Annotated in this window: 21 protein-coding genes; 6 read left to right on the plus strand and 15 right to left on the minus strand. The window is 48.4% G+C overall.

Annotated features, from left to right (window positions below):
* Nucleotides 1-11 precede the first annotated feature (11 nt).
* Nucleotides 12-1,586 carry a cysteine--tRNA ligase gene (gene cysS / locus A1sIA79_RS04940; protein ID WP_095675101.1) on the plus strand — a complete coding sequence of 525 codons (1,575 nt, stop codon included), beginning with the start codon at nt 12-14 and terminating at the stop codon, nt 1,584-1,586.
* Between the two features lies 1 nt (nt 1,587).
* Here the strand turns inward: cysS and A1sIA79_RS04945 are convergent, their stop codons facing one another.
* From A1sIA79_RS04945 to moeZ, 3 genes are read right to left on the minus strand one after another with little or no spacing between them, the layout of a single operon-like run.
* Nucleotides 1,588-1,899, minus strand: a complete 312-nt coding sequence (locus A1sIA79_RS04945) for a hypothetical protein (RefSeq protein WP_095675102.1) — start codon at nt 1,897-1,899, stop codon at nt 1,588-1,590.
* On the minus strand, nt 1,896-2,768 hold the full coding sequence (mshB, locus tag A1sIA79_RS04950; RefSeq protein ID WP_095675103.1) for an N-acetyl-1-D-myo-inositol-2-amino-2-deoxy-alpha-D-glucopyranoside deacetylase: 873 nt from the start codon (nt 2,766-2,768) through the stop codon (nt 1,896-1,898). The genes A1sIA79_RS04945 and mshB overlap by 4 nt, the downstream gene beginning before the upstream one ends.
* Nucleotides 2,768-3,949, minus strand: a complete 1,182-nt coding sequence (gene moeZ / locus A1sIA79_RS04955; protein WP_095675104.1) for an adenylyltransferase/sulfurtransferase MoeZ — start codon at nt 3,947-3,949, stop codon at nt 2,768-2,770. Before moeZ ends, mshB begins: the two co-directional genes overlap by 1 nt.
* A 46-nt stretch (nt 3,950-3,995) precedes the next feature.
* Between moeZ and A1sIA79_RS04960 the strand changes: the two genes are divergently transcribed.
* From A1sIA79_RS04960 to A1sIA79_RS04970, 3 genes are read left to right on the plus strand one after another with little or no spacing between them, the layout of a single operon-like run.
* Nucleotides 3,996-4,640, plus strand: coding sequence for a TetR/AcrR family transcriptional regulator (locus A1sIA79_RS04960; RefSeq protein WP_095675505.1), 645 nt, complete (start codon nt 3,996-3,998; stop codon nt 4,638-4,640).
* A gap of 15 nt (nt 4,641-4,655) precedes the next feature.
* Nucleotides 4,656-4,907 (plus strand): DUF3107 domain-containing protein, encoded by a 252-nt coding sequence (locus tag A1sIA79_RS04965; RefSeq protein WP_095675105.1) that lies wholly within the window; start codon nt 4,656-4,658, stop codon nt 4,905-4,907.
* A complete protein-coding gene (locus tag A1sIA79_RS04970; RefSeq protein ID WP_095675106.1) occupies nt 4,908-6,233 on the plus strand; it encodes a DEAD/DEAH box helicase in 1,326 nt (441 codons plus the stop codon). It begins immediately after the preceding gene.
* Here A1sIA79_RS04970 and A1sIA79_RS04975 read toward each other — a convergent pair.
* The 3 genes from A1sIA79_RS04975 to A1sIA79_RS04985 are packed head-to-tail and all read right to left on the minus strand — an operon-like array spanning nt 6,230 to nt 8,600.
* On the minus strand, nt 6,230-6,841 hold the full coding sequence (locus A1sIA79_RS04975; RefSeq protein ID WP_095675107.1) for a MarC family protein: 612 nt from the start codon (nt 6,839-6,841) through the stop codon (nt 6,230-6,232). The two genes, A1sIA79_RS04970 and A1sIA79_RS04975, sit on opposite strands and share 4 nt — an antisense overlap.
* Nucleotides 6,838-7,683: a PHP domain-containing protein gene (locus tag A1sIA79_RS04980; RefSeq protein WP_095675108.1), complete on the minus strand. Its 846-nt coding sequence runs from the start codon at nt 7,681-7,683 to the stop codon at nt 6,838-6,840. The genes A1sIA79_RS04975 and A1sIA79_RS04980 overlap by 4 nt, the downstream gene beginning before the upstream one ends.
* The gene (locus A1sIA79_RS04985) at nt 7,680-8,600 is read right to left on the minus strand and encodes a DMT family transporter (protein WP_095675109.1); all 921 of its coding nucleotides are present in this window, start codon (nt 8,598-8,600) and stop codon (nt 7,680-7,682) included. Before A1sIA79_RS04985 ends, A1sIA79_RS04980 begins: the two co-directional genes overlap by 4 nt.
* A 41-nt stretch (nt 8,601-8,641) precedes the next feature.
* On the opposite strand from A1sIA79_RS04985, the gene A1sIA79_RS04990 reads away from it, so the two are divergent.
* Complete coding sequence (locus A1sIA79_RS04990; protein WP_095675110.1) at nt 8,642-9,961, plus strand: magnesium transporter MgtE N-terminal domain-containing protein; 1,320 nt, start codon at nt 8,642-8,644, stop codon at nt 9,959-9,961.
* 2 nt (nt 9,962-9,963) lie between these two features.
* Nucleotides 9,964-10,458 (plus strand): DUF1003 domain-containing protein, encoded by a 495-nt coding sequence (locus A1sIA79_RS04995; RefSeq protein ID WP_095675506.1) that lies wholly within the window; start codon nt 9,964-9,966, stop codon nt 10,456-10,458.
* Here the strand turns inward: A1sIA79_RS04995 and A1sIA79_RS05000 are convergent.
* The 9 genes from A1sIA79_RS05000 to A1sIA79_RS05040 form a co-directional block, all read right to left on the minus strand.
* Nucleotides 10,429-11,547, minus strand: coding sequence for an Mrp/NBP35 family ATP-binding protein (locus A1sIA79_RS05000; RefSeq protein WP_095675111.1), 1,119 nt, complete (start codon nt 11,545-11,547; stop codon nt 10,429-10,431). The genes A1sIA79_RS04995 and A1sIA79_RS05000 overlap by 30 nt on opposite strands.
* Nucleotides 11,544-11,849, minus strand: coding sequence for a sec-independent translocase (locus A1sIA79_RS05005; RefSeq protein WP_095675112.1), 306 nt, complete (start codon nt 11,847-11,849; stop codon nt 11,544-11,546). Before A1sIA79_RS05005 ends, A1sIA79_RS05000 begins: the two co-directional genes overlap by 4 nt.
* 20 nt (nt 11,850-11,869) lie before the next feature.
* Nucleotides 11,870-12,988 (minus strand): S1C family serine protease, encoded by a 1,119-nt coding sequence (locus A1sIA79_RS05010; RefSeq protein ID WP_223298331.1) that lies wholly within the window; start codon nt 12,986-12,988, stop codon nt 11,870-11,872.
* A gap of 27 nt (nt 12,989-13,015) precedes the next feature.
* Nucleotides 13,016-13,642: an O-methyltransferase gene (locus A1sIA79_RS05015; protein ID WP_095675113.1), complete on the minus strand. Its 627-nt coding sequence runs from the start codon at nt 13,640-13,642 to the stop codon at nt 13,016-13,018.
* A complete protein-coding gene (locus A1sIA79_RS05020) occupies nt 13,639-14,973 on the minus strand; it encodes a leucyl aminopeptidase family protein (protein ID WP_223298332.1) in 1,335 nt (444 codons plus the stop codon). Before A1sIA79_RS05020 ends, A1sIA79_RS05015 begins: the two co-directional genes overlap by 4 nt.
* A 161-nt stretch (nt 14,974-15,134) precedes the next feature.
* Nucleotides 15,135-15,314, minus strand: coding sequence for a DUF3117 domain-containing protein (locus tag A1sIA79_RS05025; protein WP_020045748.1), 180 nt, complete (start codon nt 15,312-15,314; stop codon nt 15,135-15,137).
* A gap of 98 nt (nt 15,315-15,412) precedes the next feature.
* On the minus strand, nt 15,413-15,604 hold the full coding sequence (locus tag A1sIA79_RS05030; RefSeq protein ID WP_223298135.1) for a sigma factor-like helix-turn-helix DNA-binding protein: 192 nt from the start codon (nt 15,602-15,604) through the stop codon (nt 15,413-15,415).
* A 40-nt stretch (nt 15,605-15,644) separates the two neighbouring features.
* Complete coding sequence (locus A1sIA79_RS05035) at nt 15,645-16,094, minus strand: SRPBCC family protein (RefSeq protein ID WP_095675115.1); 450 nt, start codon at nt 16,092-16,094, stop codon at nt 15,645-15,647.
* Nucleotides 16,095-16,634 carry an LOG family protein gene (locus tag A1sIA79_RS05040; protein ID WP_095675116.1) on the minus strand — a complete coding sequence of 180 codons (540 nt, stop codon included), beginning with the start codon at nt 16,632-16,634 and terminating at the stop codon, nt 16,095-16,097.
* Nucleotides 16,635-16,639: the final 5 nt, after the last annotated feature.

The following is a 16,639-nucleotide window of genomic DNA, read 5'->3' on the forward strand; positions in this document are numbered from 1 at the left end:
AAGGTTGCCACGTGAACGCCGAGACTTTACGGGCTGCCGTTGGCAAGCGAGCCACTATTCGCCTGCGAGATTCGGATGGCGGATTCCGTGACATCGTCGGCGTTCTACATAGTGAGACACGCCTCATCAATCGCCGGGGTGAGTTCATTGAATTTGAACTCGCAGATATTGCTTTCTTTCGCGTCATCCCAGTCTTTAACCGCCGAGATGCCGCCAGCGGTCAGCTTCACATTTATGACACCCGCACTCGAGAAGTTCAAGAAATAGCCAGTCGTGATGGTTATATCTCCATCTACTGCTGTGGTCCTACCGTCTACCGAGATGCTCATGTAGGAAACCTTCGTACCTTCTTACTTGCAGATCTGATCTCCCGCACACTAACCATGACAGGTGTAGACGTGGAACTCATTCAAAACATCACTGACGTTGGACACATGGCCGATGACTTCGAAGGTGAAGATAAATTATTGGCAGAATCTAAACGCACGAAGACTGACCCATTTGCTATTGCTCGCGAATTTGAATCCCGCTTCCACAAAGATTTGGCCTTACTCAATGTCAGAAAAGCCGACAGATATCCACGAGCATCTGAGAATATGAATTCAATGATCGCTGCCATCGAAAAACTTATCGAAAGTAAGAACGCCTACATCGGAAGTGATGGCTCGGTCTACTTTGATGCAACATCTATTGAAAGTTATGGTGCAATTAGCGGCAACAAATTAGCAGCGCTCAAACCCGGCTATCGTCATGAGCACAACGATGAAAGCGGTAAGCGCTTCCATGCCGATTGGGCGCTCTGGAAATTAGCCGGCGAACGCACGCAAATGATCTGGGAATCCCCATGGGGGCCAGGTTTTCCTGGCTGGCATATCGAGTGCAGCACAATGTCAATTGATTTCCTGGATTCGAAGGTAGATATTCACGTGGGCGGAATTGACCTTAGATTTCCACACCACGAAAATGAAAGAGCTCAGTCAAACTCGTTAACCCATTCTGAAGTTGTAGCTACCTGGGTGCATGGAGAACATCTGCTCTTTGAAGGTCGCAAGATGTCAAAAAGTGCCGGAAATGTTGTACTTCTTAGTGATGTGCAGGAACGTGGTTTAGATCCGCTCTCACTCCGTTTCTCATTCCTGGAAAACCGCTATCGATCACAGATGGATCTCTCTTGGGCAGCACTTGATGCTGCGCACTCAACGCTTCGCAAGTGGCGCGCGCTGATGTCTGAATGGGGAATATCAACAGAGATTAAAATTGATCAAGAGATTACTGATGCACTCACCAATGACCTTGACACACCGCGGGCCATGCAAAGGTTGCGCACCATTGAAAAAGACGCTGCCATGGGCTCACAAGATAAACGTGCAATCTTCTTATATGCAGATCAGGTGCTCGGACTCGAACTCAATCGAGTTCCTGAGTCAAAACCACTTACCCCAGAATTGGAACAACTTCTGAATGATCGAGTTGTTGCCAGAGAAGCTAAAGAGTGGAATCGAAGTGATTCCCTGCGCACAGAGCTAGAAGCACGCGGCCTGGAGATCAGCGATGGACCCACCGGGCAGAGTTGGCGCTGGAAGTAAGTTAGGCGCGTTGTAGGACTGCAATTACTCCAATAATAAATCCAATAAACAAAAGTGCCGTACCTGAGTTATCTCCTAGGATCAGCAGTTCTTTTCCCACACCAAATGTTCCGGCGCGAACGATGACGATAAACCAGCCAAAGAGCGCGATGAGCTTGTATCTCTTCTTACCAAAATATCGACCCACCCAGCGAATGCACATGTAAGTACCAATGAGTGCAAGTATCACTCCAATGGGTGGACGGGTTGGGTGAATCAGAGTTGCACCTAGTGCTACAACTGCTCCAAAGAGAAGCGAAAACAGCGCTCTCATGATGTGATTGATATGCCGGCAAAGAGATCGCTCTCGTGGCCCTGCCCATCTAGCTCTCCACTTTTTTCACCCTTAACTAGCGTGTAGTACTCATTACCCCAGATCTCGAGCCCAAGATTATTTGAGAGCGAAAAGAAAGGGCCATCGATTGCTATTTGTGTGCCATGCGCAGCCATCGCAGCCATCTTCTGATGAACGTAATCACCACCATTGATGCATGCATGAACAAAGGAGTCGTCTTTTGCGAAAGGCAAATCATCGGCACTCTCTGCTCCGAAGAAATCTGAGCCAAGTGATTTCATCTTCTCAATGCCCGCTTGAATAACAGATTTGGGCATCACATTCCAATAAATTTTTGGGATATTCCAAGTAGCGCGCTCAGCCGCCGCCATCGCAACGCGATGGGCTTGGATGTGATCGGGGTGACCATAGCCACCAAATTCATCATAGGTAATCATCACGTGTGGCTTGATTTCATCAATAATTGCAACCAGTAATTGACTAGCTTCATCGAAGTCTGCGCTCCAAAAAGTATCGGGCCGATTGTTGGGTTCTGTTCCCATCATGCCGCTATCGCGATAACGCTTGACTCCCTCACCAAGAAACCGATGATCTGTAACACCGAGTTCGGCCATTGCTTGCGCTAACTCTTCCACGCGGTGATCACCCAGTGCGTCGGTTTCATGTGCTGCTAGGTGGGCAAGAGCTGGAATTAGAACTTCACCTTCTTCACCACGGGTGCAAGTAACCAGTGTTACCTGCGCACCTAGCGCTGCATAAAGTGCCATCGTGCTGCCATTGTTAATAGTTTCATCATCAGGATGGGCATGCACAAGCAGGGCTCGATAGCCGGTGTAATTAGCAAGCATTAATAGACCGGCAGTGATGTATCAATCTGCTTCGCCCATGCCACCACGCCACCAAAGACATGTGATGCATCAGAGAATCCGGCATCCTTAAGTATTGCCAGACACTCGGCAGAGCGCACACCGCTCTTGCAATGCAAAATGATTGGTCGATCTTGCGGCAAGGTTGCCAATACCGATCCATCAATAAATCCCTGTTTTGGAATCAGATGCGCAGTCGGAATCTTTACAATCTCGTATTCACTTGGTTCGCGCACATCGATGAGGTAATAGTTCTCTTTCGCATCAATCTTTGACTTCAACTCTTGCACAGTAATCGTTGAGCCAGCACTTGCTTCCTGCGCAGCATCAGAGAGCACCCCACAGAATGCTTCGTAGTCAGGCAGTAGCGCGGTCTGAGTCGGGTTATCACTACACAGCGGGCAGTTAGGATCTTTACGCACTTTAATCTTTCTAAAGCTCATATCAAGTGCGTCATAAACCATCAAAGAACCAATAAGTGGTTCACCGACTCCAGTGAGAACCTTGATTGCTTCTGTAGTTTGGATTGAGCCAATTGTTGCGCAGAGAACTCCAAGAACTCCGCCTTCAGCACAACTTGGAACCATGCCCGGAGGTGGTGGTTCTGGATAGAGGCAGCGATAGCAAGGACCATACTCGGTCCAGAACACACTTGCCTGTCCGTCAAAGCGATAGATAGAACCCCACACATATGGTTTCTTTAAAAGTACACATGCATCGTTAACTAAGTAACGAGTTGCAAAATTATCTGTGCCATCAACAATAATGTCGTATTGAGAAAAAATCTCCATCACATTCGAATTATCAAGTCGTGTTTCATGGGTAATGACATTCACATAAGGATTTATCTCAGCAATTTTCTCTTTCGCACTCTGTGCTTTGCTTTTGCCGATATCTGATTGGCCATGAATAATTTGTCGCTGCAGGTTTGACTCATCAACAGTGTCGTATTCAACGATTCCAAGAGTTCCGATGCCAGCTGCAGCTAAATACATCAGGGCTGGAGATCCGAGGCCTCCTGCGCCAACGCAGAGTACTTTGGCATTCATCATGCGCTGCTGACCCGCCATTGCAACATCAGGGATGATTAAGTGACGGCTATATCGACGAACCTCAGCAACGGTAAGCGCAGGACCTGGCGTAACCAGCGGCGGTGTCTTCATGGGAGTGATTCTGCCGTACTGTGCCTTTGCCTGCCAATTCTGTACGATGCGCATAATGACTACCGAAACTGCATCTGCACATAATTCGCGTTCAGATAAATCACGCCTGCCGCGCGACGAGCGACGAGCGATTTTGCTCTCGGCGGCTCTTGAAGTCTTCACAGCTGCTGGATATCACTCAGCTGCGATGGATGAGATTGCAGATCGAGCCAACGTCAGTAAGCCAGTTCTCTATCAGCACTTTCCCTCAAAACTAGATCTCTATCTCGCCGTTCTTGACCTTCACATTGATTCTCTGGTCTTTGAACTTCAGAAAGCTATCTCTTCAACTCCAGATAATAAGCAACGCGTGCATGTGACTATTGATGCTTACTTTGATTTTATTGAAAATGAGGGAGAGGCATTTCGCCTCCTCTTTGAAAGTGATATGAACGTTGAGCCTCAAGTTCGCGAGCGACTTAATCGCATGACCTATGACTGCGCCGCCGCGGTCAGTGGTGTGATCGCCAATGACACCGGACTTCCTCGTGAGGAAGCGATGATGCTCGGCGTTGGATTAATTGGCTATGTTCAAGTCACAGCTCGTCATTGGCTGGAAAGAGATGGAAAACTCACTCGCCAACAAGCGATAGAACTCGTTGAGAACCTCATGTGGAGGGGAATTTCTGGATTTCCCCGTACTGAACTCTGACTCTAAGATAGGGCTATGAGCACAAAGAAAACAGATAAGGCATCACAAGTTCGCATCTCCATTACACACGTCAGCAGCGAGCTCTCCTTTGAATGTCCAATGGCTCCCGAAGAGATCAAGGCCGCAGTCACTGCCGCCCTTACATCCGCTACTCCCCTTGTTCTTTCAGATGTTCGCGGCCATGAAGTTATCGTGCCGGCAGAGAAAATTGGCTATGTAGAAATCGGGCAACCAACCGAGCGTCGCGTCGGTTTCGGTGCCAACTAAGTGTCGATAACTTTCGCAGACTTACCACTTCGCAAAGAGACAATCGATGCGCTCAATGAACATGGCTTTACTTCACCTTTTCCTATTCAAGAGATGGTCATGCCTATTGCACTTGCCGATGGCGATGTGATTGGCCAAGCAAAGACCGGTACCGGTAAGACCCTCGCATTTGGAATTCCAGTCATTGAGCGCGTGATTGCACCCAATGATGCTGATTGGTCACAACTAGCTAATCAGGGGCATCCGCAAGTTCTCATTGTTGTTCCAACGCGCGAGCTCTGCGTTCAGGTCACCAAAGATATTGAAGAGCTCTCCTTCAACCGCGGAATTCGCACTTTGGCTGTCTACGGCGGCCGGGCATTTGAGCCACAGATTGAAGCGCTACAAAAGGGCGTCGAGATTGTGGTGGGAACCCCAGGTCGCTTGTTAGATTTATATCGTCAAGGACAACTCACACTGAAGAACGTTTCGCGAGTAGTTCTGGATGAAGCCGATGAAATGCTTGATCTCGGATTCTTACCTGATGTTGAGAAAATCTTTACTAGTACTCCTGCTCGCCAGCAGACGATGCTCTTTTCAGCGACCATGCCTGGAGACATCATTGCTTTAGCACGTCGCTTCATGAACCAGCCTGTGCACATTCGCACGCAAGATAATGAGGATGAAGGCGCAGTTGTCTCTCGCATTGTGCAGCACGTGATTCGAGCACACGCCATGGATAAAATCGAGCTACTTGGACGTATTCTTCAAGCCAATGGTCGCGGGCCAACTATTGTCTTTTGTCGCACCAAGCGCACCGCACAGAAGACATCAGATGAATTAGTAGAGCGTGGATTTAACGCGGCAACTATCCACGGTGATCTCGGGCAATCTGCGCGCGAAAAGGCGCTCAATGATTTCAAGGCTGGTAAATCAGATGTCCTGATTGCAACAGATGTTGCAGCACGTGGAATTGATATCGATGGTATTACTCACGTCATTAATTACCAATGCCCAGAAGATGAGAAGACATATGTGCACCGCATTGGTCGTACTGCGCGAGCTGGCGCCCACGGTATTTCAGTAACCTTCGTCGACTGGGATGACCTGGCGCGTTGGAAGATGATTGATACCGCACTTAAATTAGGTCTCGCTGAACCACTTGAGACATATTCCTCTTCAGATCACCTATATGAAATGCTCGACATTCCGCGCGATTCAACTGGAAGTCTCAAGAAGGTACGTGCACCCAAGGTTGAGAAAGCAGCGCCCGCAAAGAGTGCACCAAAGAGTTCAGCTCCGCAGGTAAAACGCGAACGCACTCGGACTAAGCGAATATCTAGCTAATTTGCGGTAAATGCCTTAATTGCATTTGCCAACATTTGTACTGCAATTGCCGCAAGTAACAACCCAGCGATACTTGCCAACAATGTGACCCCAGCATCTTTAATCACACCAACAATCTTGGTCGATGCCATCAGAACTGTTCCGATAATCAGGTGCACCGCAACAATTGCCACGGCTAATCCTATGAACTGCGCAGTCGAATCTGCCTTCTGCACATAAATCATGGTTGCAACGATTGCTCCAGGGCCAGCAAGGAGTGGAGTACCAAGTGGCACCATTCCGATATTGGAGCTTTTCTGATCAGCTCCGCCTTTTGATGTGCCAGTGAGAAGTTGTAATGAGACATAGAGGAGAAGTAACCCTCCAGCTGCTTGCAGCGCCTCGATAGAGACATTCATATATTCCAGAATGAACTGTCCGAAGAAAGCAAAGCTTGCAATAACAAAGAGCGAAACAGCTGCTGCCTGCCATGCTAATCGCACTCGCTCGCGCGGAGTCTTGTCTCCCACTAAACCAAGAAATATTGGCGTAGCTCCTGGTGGATCCATAATGACAAAGAGTGTGACAAAAGCTTGCGTGGCAAAGGTAATTGTTCCCATTGAATTCATACTCGTACCACCCTTCGTGCATCTGCTTGCGCTTCTAAGGCTTCCCATTGTGCCGCAAGTGTTGTGTTCTCTGCCATTGCATTAAGTTTTCCGGTGCCGTGATAATCACTTGATCCAGTGATAACAAGGTTGAGCTCCTGTGCTATTTCACGCAGAGTTTTGCGCTCCTCTGCATTTTGATCACGATGGTCTACCTCAATGCCATTCAGCCCCGCAGCAACCAAATCAGCAAATGTCTCTGATGTAATGATTTGCCCTCGGCGAGATGCAAAAGGATGAGCAATGACTGCCACTCCCCCCGCAGCATGAATTGCGCGAATTGCTTCGACCGGAGTGGGCGCAGCGTGAGTTACATAGTATTTGGATTCATTATTGAGCAAGTTTAAGAAAGCTTCATCCCGGCTTGCGACTACTCCTTTGCGCACAAGCGCATCTGCTAGGTGTGGTCTACCCACTGTGGCACCTGCTGGAGTCTGCGCCTGCACATCCGCTAGCGAAATATCAATGCCATCAGCACGCAGGAGTTCAACCATTTTTCGCATTCTAGGTATACGGGTATCGCGTGAATCAGCAAGAATTTGTTGAATCGCAGCGTTTTCGCCATCAAAGAGAAGTCCGAGCATGTGCACGCTAATTCCATCTGAAGTCAGGCAAGAAATTTCTGCACCCAAGACAAGTTCAATTTGAGGTTGCAGCGCGGTAATTGCTTCACTCCATCCAGCAGTGGAATCATGATCGGTGATGGCAAGAGTGGTAACGCCGGTAGCAAGTGCTTTCTTAACTAGCGCGAATGGGGAATCAGTACCGTCGCTACAGGTTGTGTGAGTGTGTAGGTCTATCACAGTTCCACGCTACTCTCTTTTGTATTCCTTAATACAACAAGTCCACAACCAAGAAGGATAAGAACTACTCCAGGAATAATACTTAAAGTTGGTTGCTTTCCAATGTCAAAGATGAAGGCGAGAATTGCTGCTACAGGTACTTCAAAGAAGACAATCATCGAAACAATTGCAGGAGATACCCGCTTAAGCGTTGAGTTAAATACCGTGTGGCCAAGGAGTTGCGCTCCCAAAATCAGACCCAGCAGGATCCACCATTCTCTGGCTGAAAAATGAATCACTTCATAGCCAAGGAGTAAGGCCATCGGTAGTGCGGTAATTGAACATACGAAGTAACAAATAGTCGTATAAGACGTTGTTTCCATTTGCTGCTGTGCGCGCGAACCTACCAACATATAGGCAGCAGCGAGTGCACCAGCTACCAACGCTGCCAGATCTCCTAAGAATGATTTTTTATCCAGTTGCAAGTCAACGCCCGTCACAAGAAGTACGCCGAGAAAACTAATAAACATTCCAACCCATGCTTTACCTGGAATGTGGCCCCCTGTGAGTTTTACAAAGAAGGCGGCATAGATAGGTTGTGTTGCAGCCAGGGCTGTACCTGCTGCAACACTCGTCATACGCATTGATAAAAAGAATCCTACAAAGTGCAGAGCGAGCAACACTCCCGCAAGTGCAGCTAATTGAACACCTGTGCGAGTGACTTTATGTCGCAGTGCAAATGGCAGAGTAAGTAGCGCGCCTCCGAAATTTCGCCAGAAAATCAATGTGGGTACCGGCATCGCACTCATTGCAATTAGGGGCCCTGAGGAGCCGACTCCACACACTCCGATAATGAGGCGAATCAGGTCGGGGCGTGCAGGCATCTGAGTGTGGTTATCGATACCTTTGCCGGCCGATGATTTCCCAGATGAGTTCATTGCGCAAACCTAGCCGATAGGTCACCCGTTACTCTTATCCCATGAGCGGAAATAACAGCAATCGAATATTTCTCGCCCGCTTAGCCGGAACTGCAGTTTTTGACCCTAACGGTGATCCAGTCGGCAAGGTGCGCGATGCTGTGGCGACCCTGCGTTCTAATAACCAATCACCGCGCATTCTAGGTTTAGTAGTTGAAGTACCACTTCGCCGTCGTGTATTCGTTCCAATCACCCGTGTGACATCAATTGAATCAGGCGCCGTTGTGATTACTGGGCTTCTTAATATGCGCCGCTTTGATACCCGCACTGGTGAATTACTCGTACTAGGTGATCTACTCGACCGCACCATCACAGTGATTGAAGATAATGAAGCTGTGCTTGTGGAAGATATGGCTATGGAACAGAACCGCACAGGTGATTGGCTCATCACTCGCGTTCATATTATGCGCAAAGGCCATGGCTTCCGCCGTAAAGGAGCAACATCAACTCTTGCATGGGAAGATGTCACTGGCTTTGCGCAACACGAATCAAATCAAGGTGTTTCAAATTTGCTTTCAACGTTAAGCAATCTGCGTGCGGCAGATTTAGCTGCCGTGATTCAAGACTTGGCACCTAAACGCCGCGTTGAAGTTGCGCGTGCACTCAATGACGAACGTCTTGCCGATGTACTAGAAGAGATGGATGAAGCTGAGCGCGTGGCTCTCCTTGCTGAACTCGAAGGTGAACGTGCTGCCGATGTACTGGAGGAGATGGATCCTGATGACGCAGCAGACTTGTTGCGCGAAATCGGTGAAGAACGTGCACAAGAATTAATTAACTTGATGGACCCGGAAGATGCGGAAGATGTCTTGCGTTTGATGACATATGAAGATTATTCAGCCGGTGGAATGATGACGACAGAGCCAATCGTGATGTCAGCTGATTACACCGTTGCAGATGCACTGGCAGCCGTGCGTCAGAGTGAAATTTCACCTGCACTAGCATCACAAGTATTTATCGCCCGCCAACCACTAGAAACACCTACTGGGCGATTTATCGGAATGGTGCACTACCAACGGCTACTGCGTGAGCGTCCATCAACGCTCTTGGGATCAATCGTTGATACCAATACCCAAGGCGTAAACCCCGATGCCTCTTTACATGCTGTTTCCTCATACTTAGCTAGTTATAACTTGCTCTCCCTGCCGGTTATCGATGCAAATGATCGCCTGCTTGGCGCAGTAACGGTCGATGACGTCCTAGACCACTTGCTTCCTGAAAACTGGCGACATGACCACCGAGATTCAGCAACAACAACTGCCGCCCTTGAAAGTATTGATACAAGTTTTGAAGATTCACACGATGTACCGAAGGAGCTCTGATGATGGCACGTAACAATGGTTTAGATACCCCACGCGAGACCCGTCGATCACTTCGTGCCAATTACGATCCCGAGGCATTCGGCCGCCTTTCTGAGAAGTTTGCGCGTTTCTTAGGGACTGCTCGCTTCTTGGTATACATGACAGTATTTGTGCTTAGTTGGGTTATTTGGAACGCACTGGCACCACGTGATTTGAGATTTGATGATTATCCGTTCATCTTTCTGACTCTCATTCTCTCTTTGCAGGCTTCTTACGCTGCTCCGCTCATTCTTCTTGCGCAAAATCGCCAGGCGGATAGAGATCGCATCTCACTTAATGAAGACCGCGCACAGAATGCTCGTAGTATCGCCGATACTGAATATCTCACCCGTGAACTTGCAAGCTTGCGTATTGCACTAGGTGATGTCGCTACGCGCGATTACTTACGCAATGAGCTGGGCGATCTTGCCAAAGAGATTGTGGAAGAGTTACGCAAGCCCGAGTCTGACACCAAGTAAAGATTTCTCTCGCACAATCAGCTTGCCAACGATTTCGTTAATCACTTGAGAACTTGGACTTTCTGGAGCCGAAATAACTACCGGGCTTCCACCATCTCCACCTTCGCGAAGTTCAGGGCTAAATGGAACTTTGCCGAGCAGTGGAACATCTGATCCAACCAATTGCGATAGCCGTTTAGATGTTTCTTCTCCCCCGCCTTCGCCAAAGAGTGATGTCAGTTCACCACACTTGGCGCATGGATAGGCTGACATATTTTCAATCACGCCAATAACACGTTGATGAATCTGATGGGCAATTCGCCCTGCTCGCTCTGCAACTTCGGCTGCGGCAATTTGCGGAGTTGTTACGACGACAATCTCTGATGTGGGAACTAATTGCCCCAGTGATATCGCAAGATCACCGGTACCAGGCGGAAGATCGATAAAGAGCAGATCAAGATCGCCCCAATAGGCATCTGATAAGAGTTGTTCCAGAACGCGATGTAGAAGCGGTCCGCGATAAGCAATGGCATCAGAGCGTTCAGGTTTAAACATCTCCATCGAAACAGTCTTCACACCGAAGGATTCAAGTGGAATAAACATTTGATCTATCGCTGTGGGGCGTTGACCAATTAATCCCATCAAGCGGGGAATTGAGTGGCCGTAGACATCAGCATCAAGAATGCCGACACGTAGCCCTTTCTGGGCAGAGGCGACTGCCAAGTTTGCTGTCAGTGATGACTTTCCGACCCCGCCTTTTCCAGATGCAACACCAATGACACGAGTAAGTGAATCAGCTTGCGCAAATGAGATAAAGCTTTCACGGCCATTACGAAGTAACTTCTTGATATTTGCCCGCTGCTCTTCATCCATCACTCCAAAAGTAATGGAAACTTCTGAAACTCCATCAACTGCCAGAACAGCCTTCTCGATATCAGTTGTCAGACGATCCTTCATAGGGCACCCAGTAATGGTGAGCAGAATCTCTAGCTCGGCCGTTGTTCCATTGTGCGCAACTGATTTCACCATGCCCAGTTCAGGTAGAGCTCGATGGAGTTCCGGGTCTTGCACGGTGGCAAGTGCTGCGTGAATGAGTTCTAAGGTGCTCATAGGAGATCGGGATCGATCTGTGCTTTTGTCTTTAATTTCTTTGGATTGCTATCTTCTTCGAGAGCATTGGCTAACTGTTTTTTAATAAATGTCTTAGGGTGTAAATCAGAAGGCTGTAAATCTTCAAAACCTGGCCCTAGATTCTCTTTAAGTTCACTTGTGGCTGTGGATGCAAAATTCTTGATTTTCTTGACCATCTTTGCTGCATCAACGGCGAATTGTGGCAACTTGTCAGGACCCAAAAGAATCATCGCAAGGAGAGCGAGCCCGATTACTTCACCAGCACCAAAGTCAAAGAACATAATGTGGAAAGCCTATCTCTTTACTCTGATGCAGTCAGAACCAGTATGGCGCTCTTGGTCTCAGATCCACGCTTAAAGATTATCTCTACCTTATCGCCCACATTTTGCGCACGAATTGCAACAATCAACTCTTCAGCTGACCCAATCGCGCGTCCGCCGAATTCAGTGATGATATCTCCAGCCTTAAGCCCAGCTTTATCTGCGGCTCCACCATTAACTATTGCAACGCCTGTCTTTGCAATGAGGGCACCCTCGCCCCTGTAATTCATCTCAACTGAGACTCCAATAACAGGATATGTCGCTTTGCCATTCTTAATTAACTGCTCTGCAGTCTTACGTGCCTGATTAATGGGAATCGCAAATCCAAGACCGATAGACCCGGTTTGAGAACTTGCTGAATATCCAAGGGAGGCGATTGCAGAATTAACACCAATGACTGAACCTGTTGCATCGACTAGTGGTCCACCTGAGTTTCCCGGGTTAATTGCCGCATCGGTTTGCAGCGCGTTGATAAATGAATTGTCTTCTCGCGATTCTCCGGCAGTTACTGCGCGATCCTTGGCGCTAATAATGCCGAGAGTTACTGTGCCAGTGAGTCCGAGTGGTGAGCCAATAGCAATTACTGAATCGCCCACGGCAACTTTATCGCTATCTCCGAATTGCAAGGCTTTGAGAGTTGCACCAGTAATTTTCAGAACTGCCAGATCATATGAACTATCTCGACCTACGACTTTCGCTGAATACTCAGACCCATCATTGAGACTGACTGAGATATCCCCACCGCTTTCAACTGATCCAGCAATCACATGGTTATTTGTCAGGATGTAGCCAGTACTGTCGATAACAAATCCAGAACCAGTTGCGCCACCATTTTTTGAATTTGCCGCAATGGAGACAACTGATGGAAGAACGCGTTGGGCGATTTCGGCGACAGATCCAACCGGGCGTTCGATTGTCGATGAAGATTTAACAAGATTTACCGAGCGGCCAAAGAGCGATCCAGTAGAGGAAGCTGTAAATGTACCTGCAATAAGACCCACACCGAGTGCAAGAACGATTGCAGATTTAAGAGAGATTGTTTTATTCAAGCCTTTTGGTGCGGGCGCTTCCCACCACGGCTTGCTATCGAAATCACTCACTTGATGAACCTCACTCTATAAATTCTGCTACAACTTTGTTGCAAGCAACAATCCATCCCCGATTGGAATTAGTGATGTCACCCACGAATCAGTATCGGCCTTTACGGCTTTTCCTGCCTCACGCAGAGCAATAGTCTTCGGATCGCGCTGGGCTGGGTCCGGAACCTTGCCACCACCATAAAAATTATCAATCACAAAGACGCCGCCACTTCGAAGGATTCTATGTGCTTCAGAGATGGCAAAACTTAAATCCTCCGGATTGTGTCTAAAGACAACCAGGTCATAGGCGCGATCGGTGAGCTTTGTCATGACATCCATAACCGCATTGGTAATAAATCTAATTCGAGTCTGTGCGATTTCTGCTTCGGCTAGAGCGATTTTTGCAATCGACGTATGTTCCATCTCATCATCTATCGATGTCAGAGTTCCGCTTCCAAGCATTCCCTCAAGTAGCCAGAGTGAACCAACTCCAGATCCTGTTCCAATTTCAACTACTGACTGTGCCTTAATTTGATGAGCAAGTTGGCGCAGATATGCACCCGTTCCTTGGGAGACATCGATGACTCCATTTTCTTCTCCTCGCGCACGCGCCGCACTTTTCACAGTGCCTTCTGCAATAAATGTCTCTGCATAGGTATGCGGGTCAATGTTCATGAGAGAGACACTATCCAATCAATGAATAAACGCACGCCGAATCCAGTGCCGCCTTTCACATTTTCTCCAGAGTCATTTTCACTACGCCCTGTTCCGGCGATATCGAGGTGCACCCAGCGACTATCTCCGACAAAATGTTCGAGATATAAGGCTGCGGTGACTGATCCGGCAGAGTAATCTCCCTTATCTGCTGCGTGATTTAGGTCTGCCACATCACTGTCGAGGGAATCGGCGTAATCATCGATGAGTGGCATATGCCAGACACGTTCGCCACTTTCCTCGCCGATCTCCATCAATTTCTTAGCAAGTTTTTCATCGCGCGAATACAGGGCGGCATATTGGCGGCCTAGCCCAAGGGTTGCAGAACCTGTCAGTGTTGCAATATCAATCAGGTAATCCGGGTCGAGGTTTGCCACCGCATAAGCAAGCCCATCGGCAAGAACGAGTCTTCCCTCGGCATCTGTATTAATGATTTCGACAGTGGTACCGCCATATTGCGTGATGACATCTGATGGTCGCTGCGCACTACCCGAGAGTGCATTTTCGGCGCACATCATCAAGACGGTTACTCGCACCTTGGGTTGTAATTGTGGAAGTGCGCTGATAGTTGCAAGGGCGGCAGCCGCCCCCGCCATATCACTCTTCATCGCTGTCATAAATTCATAGGGGCGCTTAAGTGAAACACCACCGGTATCAAAGGTGATTCCTTTGCCGACAATGACAATGTGAGGTAGCGCCGCGGCTGAATTGCCACGCATCCTTGGAATATAGGAAAGTTCAATAAAGCGTGGTCCAGGTATTGGTGAAGAGTTTCCTACGGCGCGTAGTCCCCCAAATTCAGCCAGTTGCTTACCGGCTAATACCTTGATCGCCAATCCACATTCATCTGCAATCTTCTTCGCTTCTTGCGCCATCCACAGCGGATTCTTAATATTTGATGGCGTATGGACTAGATCTCGCGCGGTATAGAGCGCTTTTGCAATGACCGATGAACGAGCAACAATTTTTTCATCAAGAGTTGCAATACCAATCCGAGGAATCTCAACTTCTTTACCTGTCTTTAAGCTCCACGAATACGCACCTAGAAGAGCGGAAACTCCATGCGCTTTAATTTCAGGAGCGCTCTCGGCGCAGAGTGAAATGATTTCTATTGCTTTTCCGCGCACCTTGCGCCCGATTGCAGCGCCGGCCGTGCGATAAGAGGTCAGCGATTGATCTCCGAGACCGAGAAGATAAAGGCGATCAACTGTGGCCTCATCGTGAAGAACTGGAATCTCGTTTATTTCTCCCGCTTTACCGGTCGGCGTAAAGAATGAAACTTCATCAACCAAATTTATCTCAAAGAACTTTTCGATTTTACTGAGTAACTTCTTGCTTCCAACAAAGGTGATTTCGCCATCTTTAGATTGAATGTATCCCAGTACAAGAACATCTGCTCCGATAAGAGAATCTAATTCAGGAGCAACTGCGTGAAGAATTTCTTCGGTCCGCTCTACTTCTTAATAAGAGCAACTGCAGCCTCAAGGGCTGCGCTCAGGTTGTTTGCTTCCTGAGGATTAAGTTCAACGACCAGACGGCCTCCACCTTCGAGCGGAATACGCATGACGAGCGAGCGCGCTTCCTTGGTGACTTCCATGGGTCCATCACCAGTACGAGGTTTCATAGCTGCCATAGTGGGGACTCCTTGAGACGACGGGGTGATGATGCGCACGGGCGTGAACAGTGGGGAGAAGTATCTCGCAGAATGAGCCCGGGGTGAAATCGAGGCAATTACATGCCCAAAAAGGCGGTGAGCCGCTTCTTTCCGCTTTCAATTACGGCGATAACCGATTTCTCAGGAACTGATAGGAGCGCTGCAATTTCTGCACTGCTCTTGGATCGAAGGTAATGCAAGGTGAGGATGAATCGCTCTTCCTCAGGTAGCGAGGCGAGCAATTGCGCCAGTGTTTGAGGGTTGCTCACGGGATACAGATTACTCGGTGAGGTAGTAATTGTTGAGTGCTTAGTGAAATGAACGTGCGAATCGTGCGAGGGATATGCGTACACCCACATATAGAAAAGGGGCAATCAGCAAAAAGAGCGCTCGCGGTGCCACGATTGTTTCTGACCAATCAAAGCGCGTGGAATGTGAACCCTCTTCGGTGAGAATGAAAGAACCGCTTCCCTTAAGAATTTTTCCATGATGATCAACATCGCATCGAGCTGGCTCCTCCCAGCGAGTAACAGTCATGAGGTCCAGTAATCCTGGTGACTTAATTCGAGGATAGAACTTGTGAAGTGGCCCAGTGAATGCAGAAATGGAAGTGCCAACTCCTGAAGTGCGCTCTGATGTTACCCAGACTTTTGTTTGCAGCATCCACTGTCCTTGTGAAGGCCAATCCGCAATCGCCTTCCACACTTCAATCTGAGGTGCTGGAATGGAGAGCGAAATCGCTAGCGTGTTAATCGCCATCTACTTTTTCCCGTGTGCATAATCAAGTGCTTGCTCAACCGTAGTTGTCCAATGTAAGAGATCGCGCATTCCAGGTTTCACAAAATTCTCATTCTCTAGATGCTCCACCAATGTATGTAGTGGCTGATAAATACCATGTGGGTCAAGAATGATCACTGGCTTATCGTGGAATTGAAGGTAGCGCCCAACCCATATTTCAAAGAGTTCTTCTAGCGTGCCGAGCCCACCTGGGAGGGTAATGAAGGCATCGGATAGGTCTTCTATCTTTGCCTTACGGGTGCGCATAGAGTCGACCACAATTAATTCATCGCTCTCATGATCTGCAAATTCAATATCAACTAACTTCTGCGGTATCACCCCGATGGTGCGCCCTGCTTTACTGCGAGCTCCACGTGAAATTGCGCCCATAGCAGAGATATGACCGCCCCCTGAAACCAATTCGGCGCCGCTCTCGGCGATACCGGCGCCAAGTTCAAAGGCTAGGTCTATATATTTCGAATCAATCGACGGTGATGAAGAACAAAACACTGCAATGCGCATGACAC

The sequence above is a fragment of the Candidatus Planktophila versatilis genome, from assembly GCF_002288105.1.
GTDB lineage: Bacteria > Actinomycetota > Actinomycetes > Nanopelagicales > Nanopelagicaceae > Planktophila > Planktophila versatilis.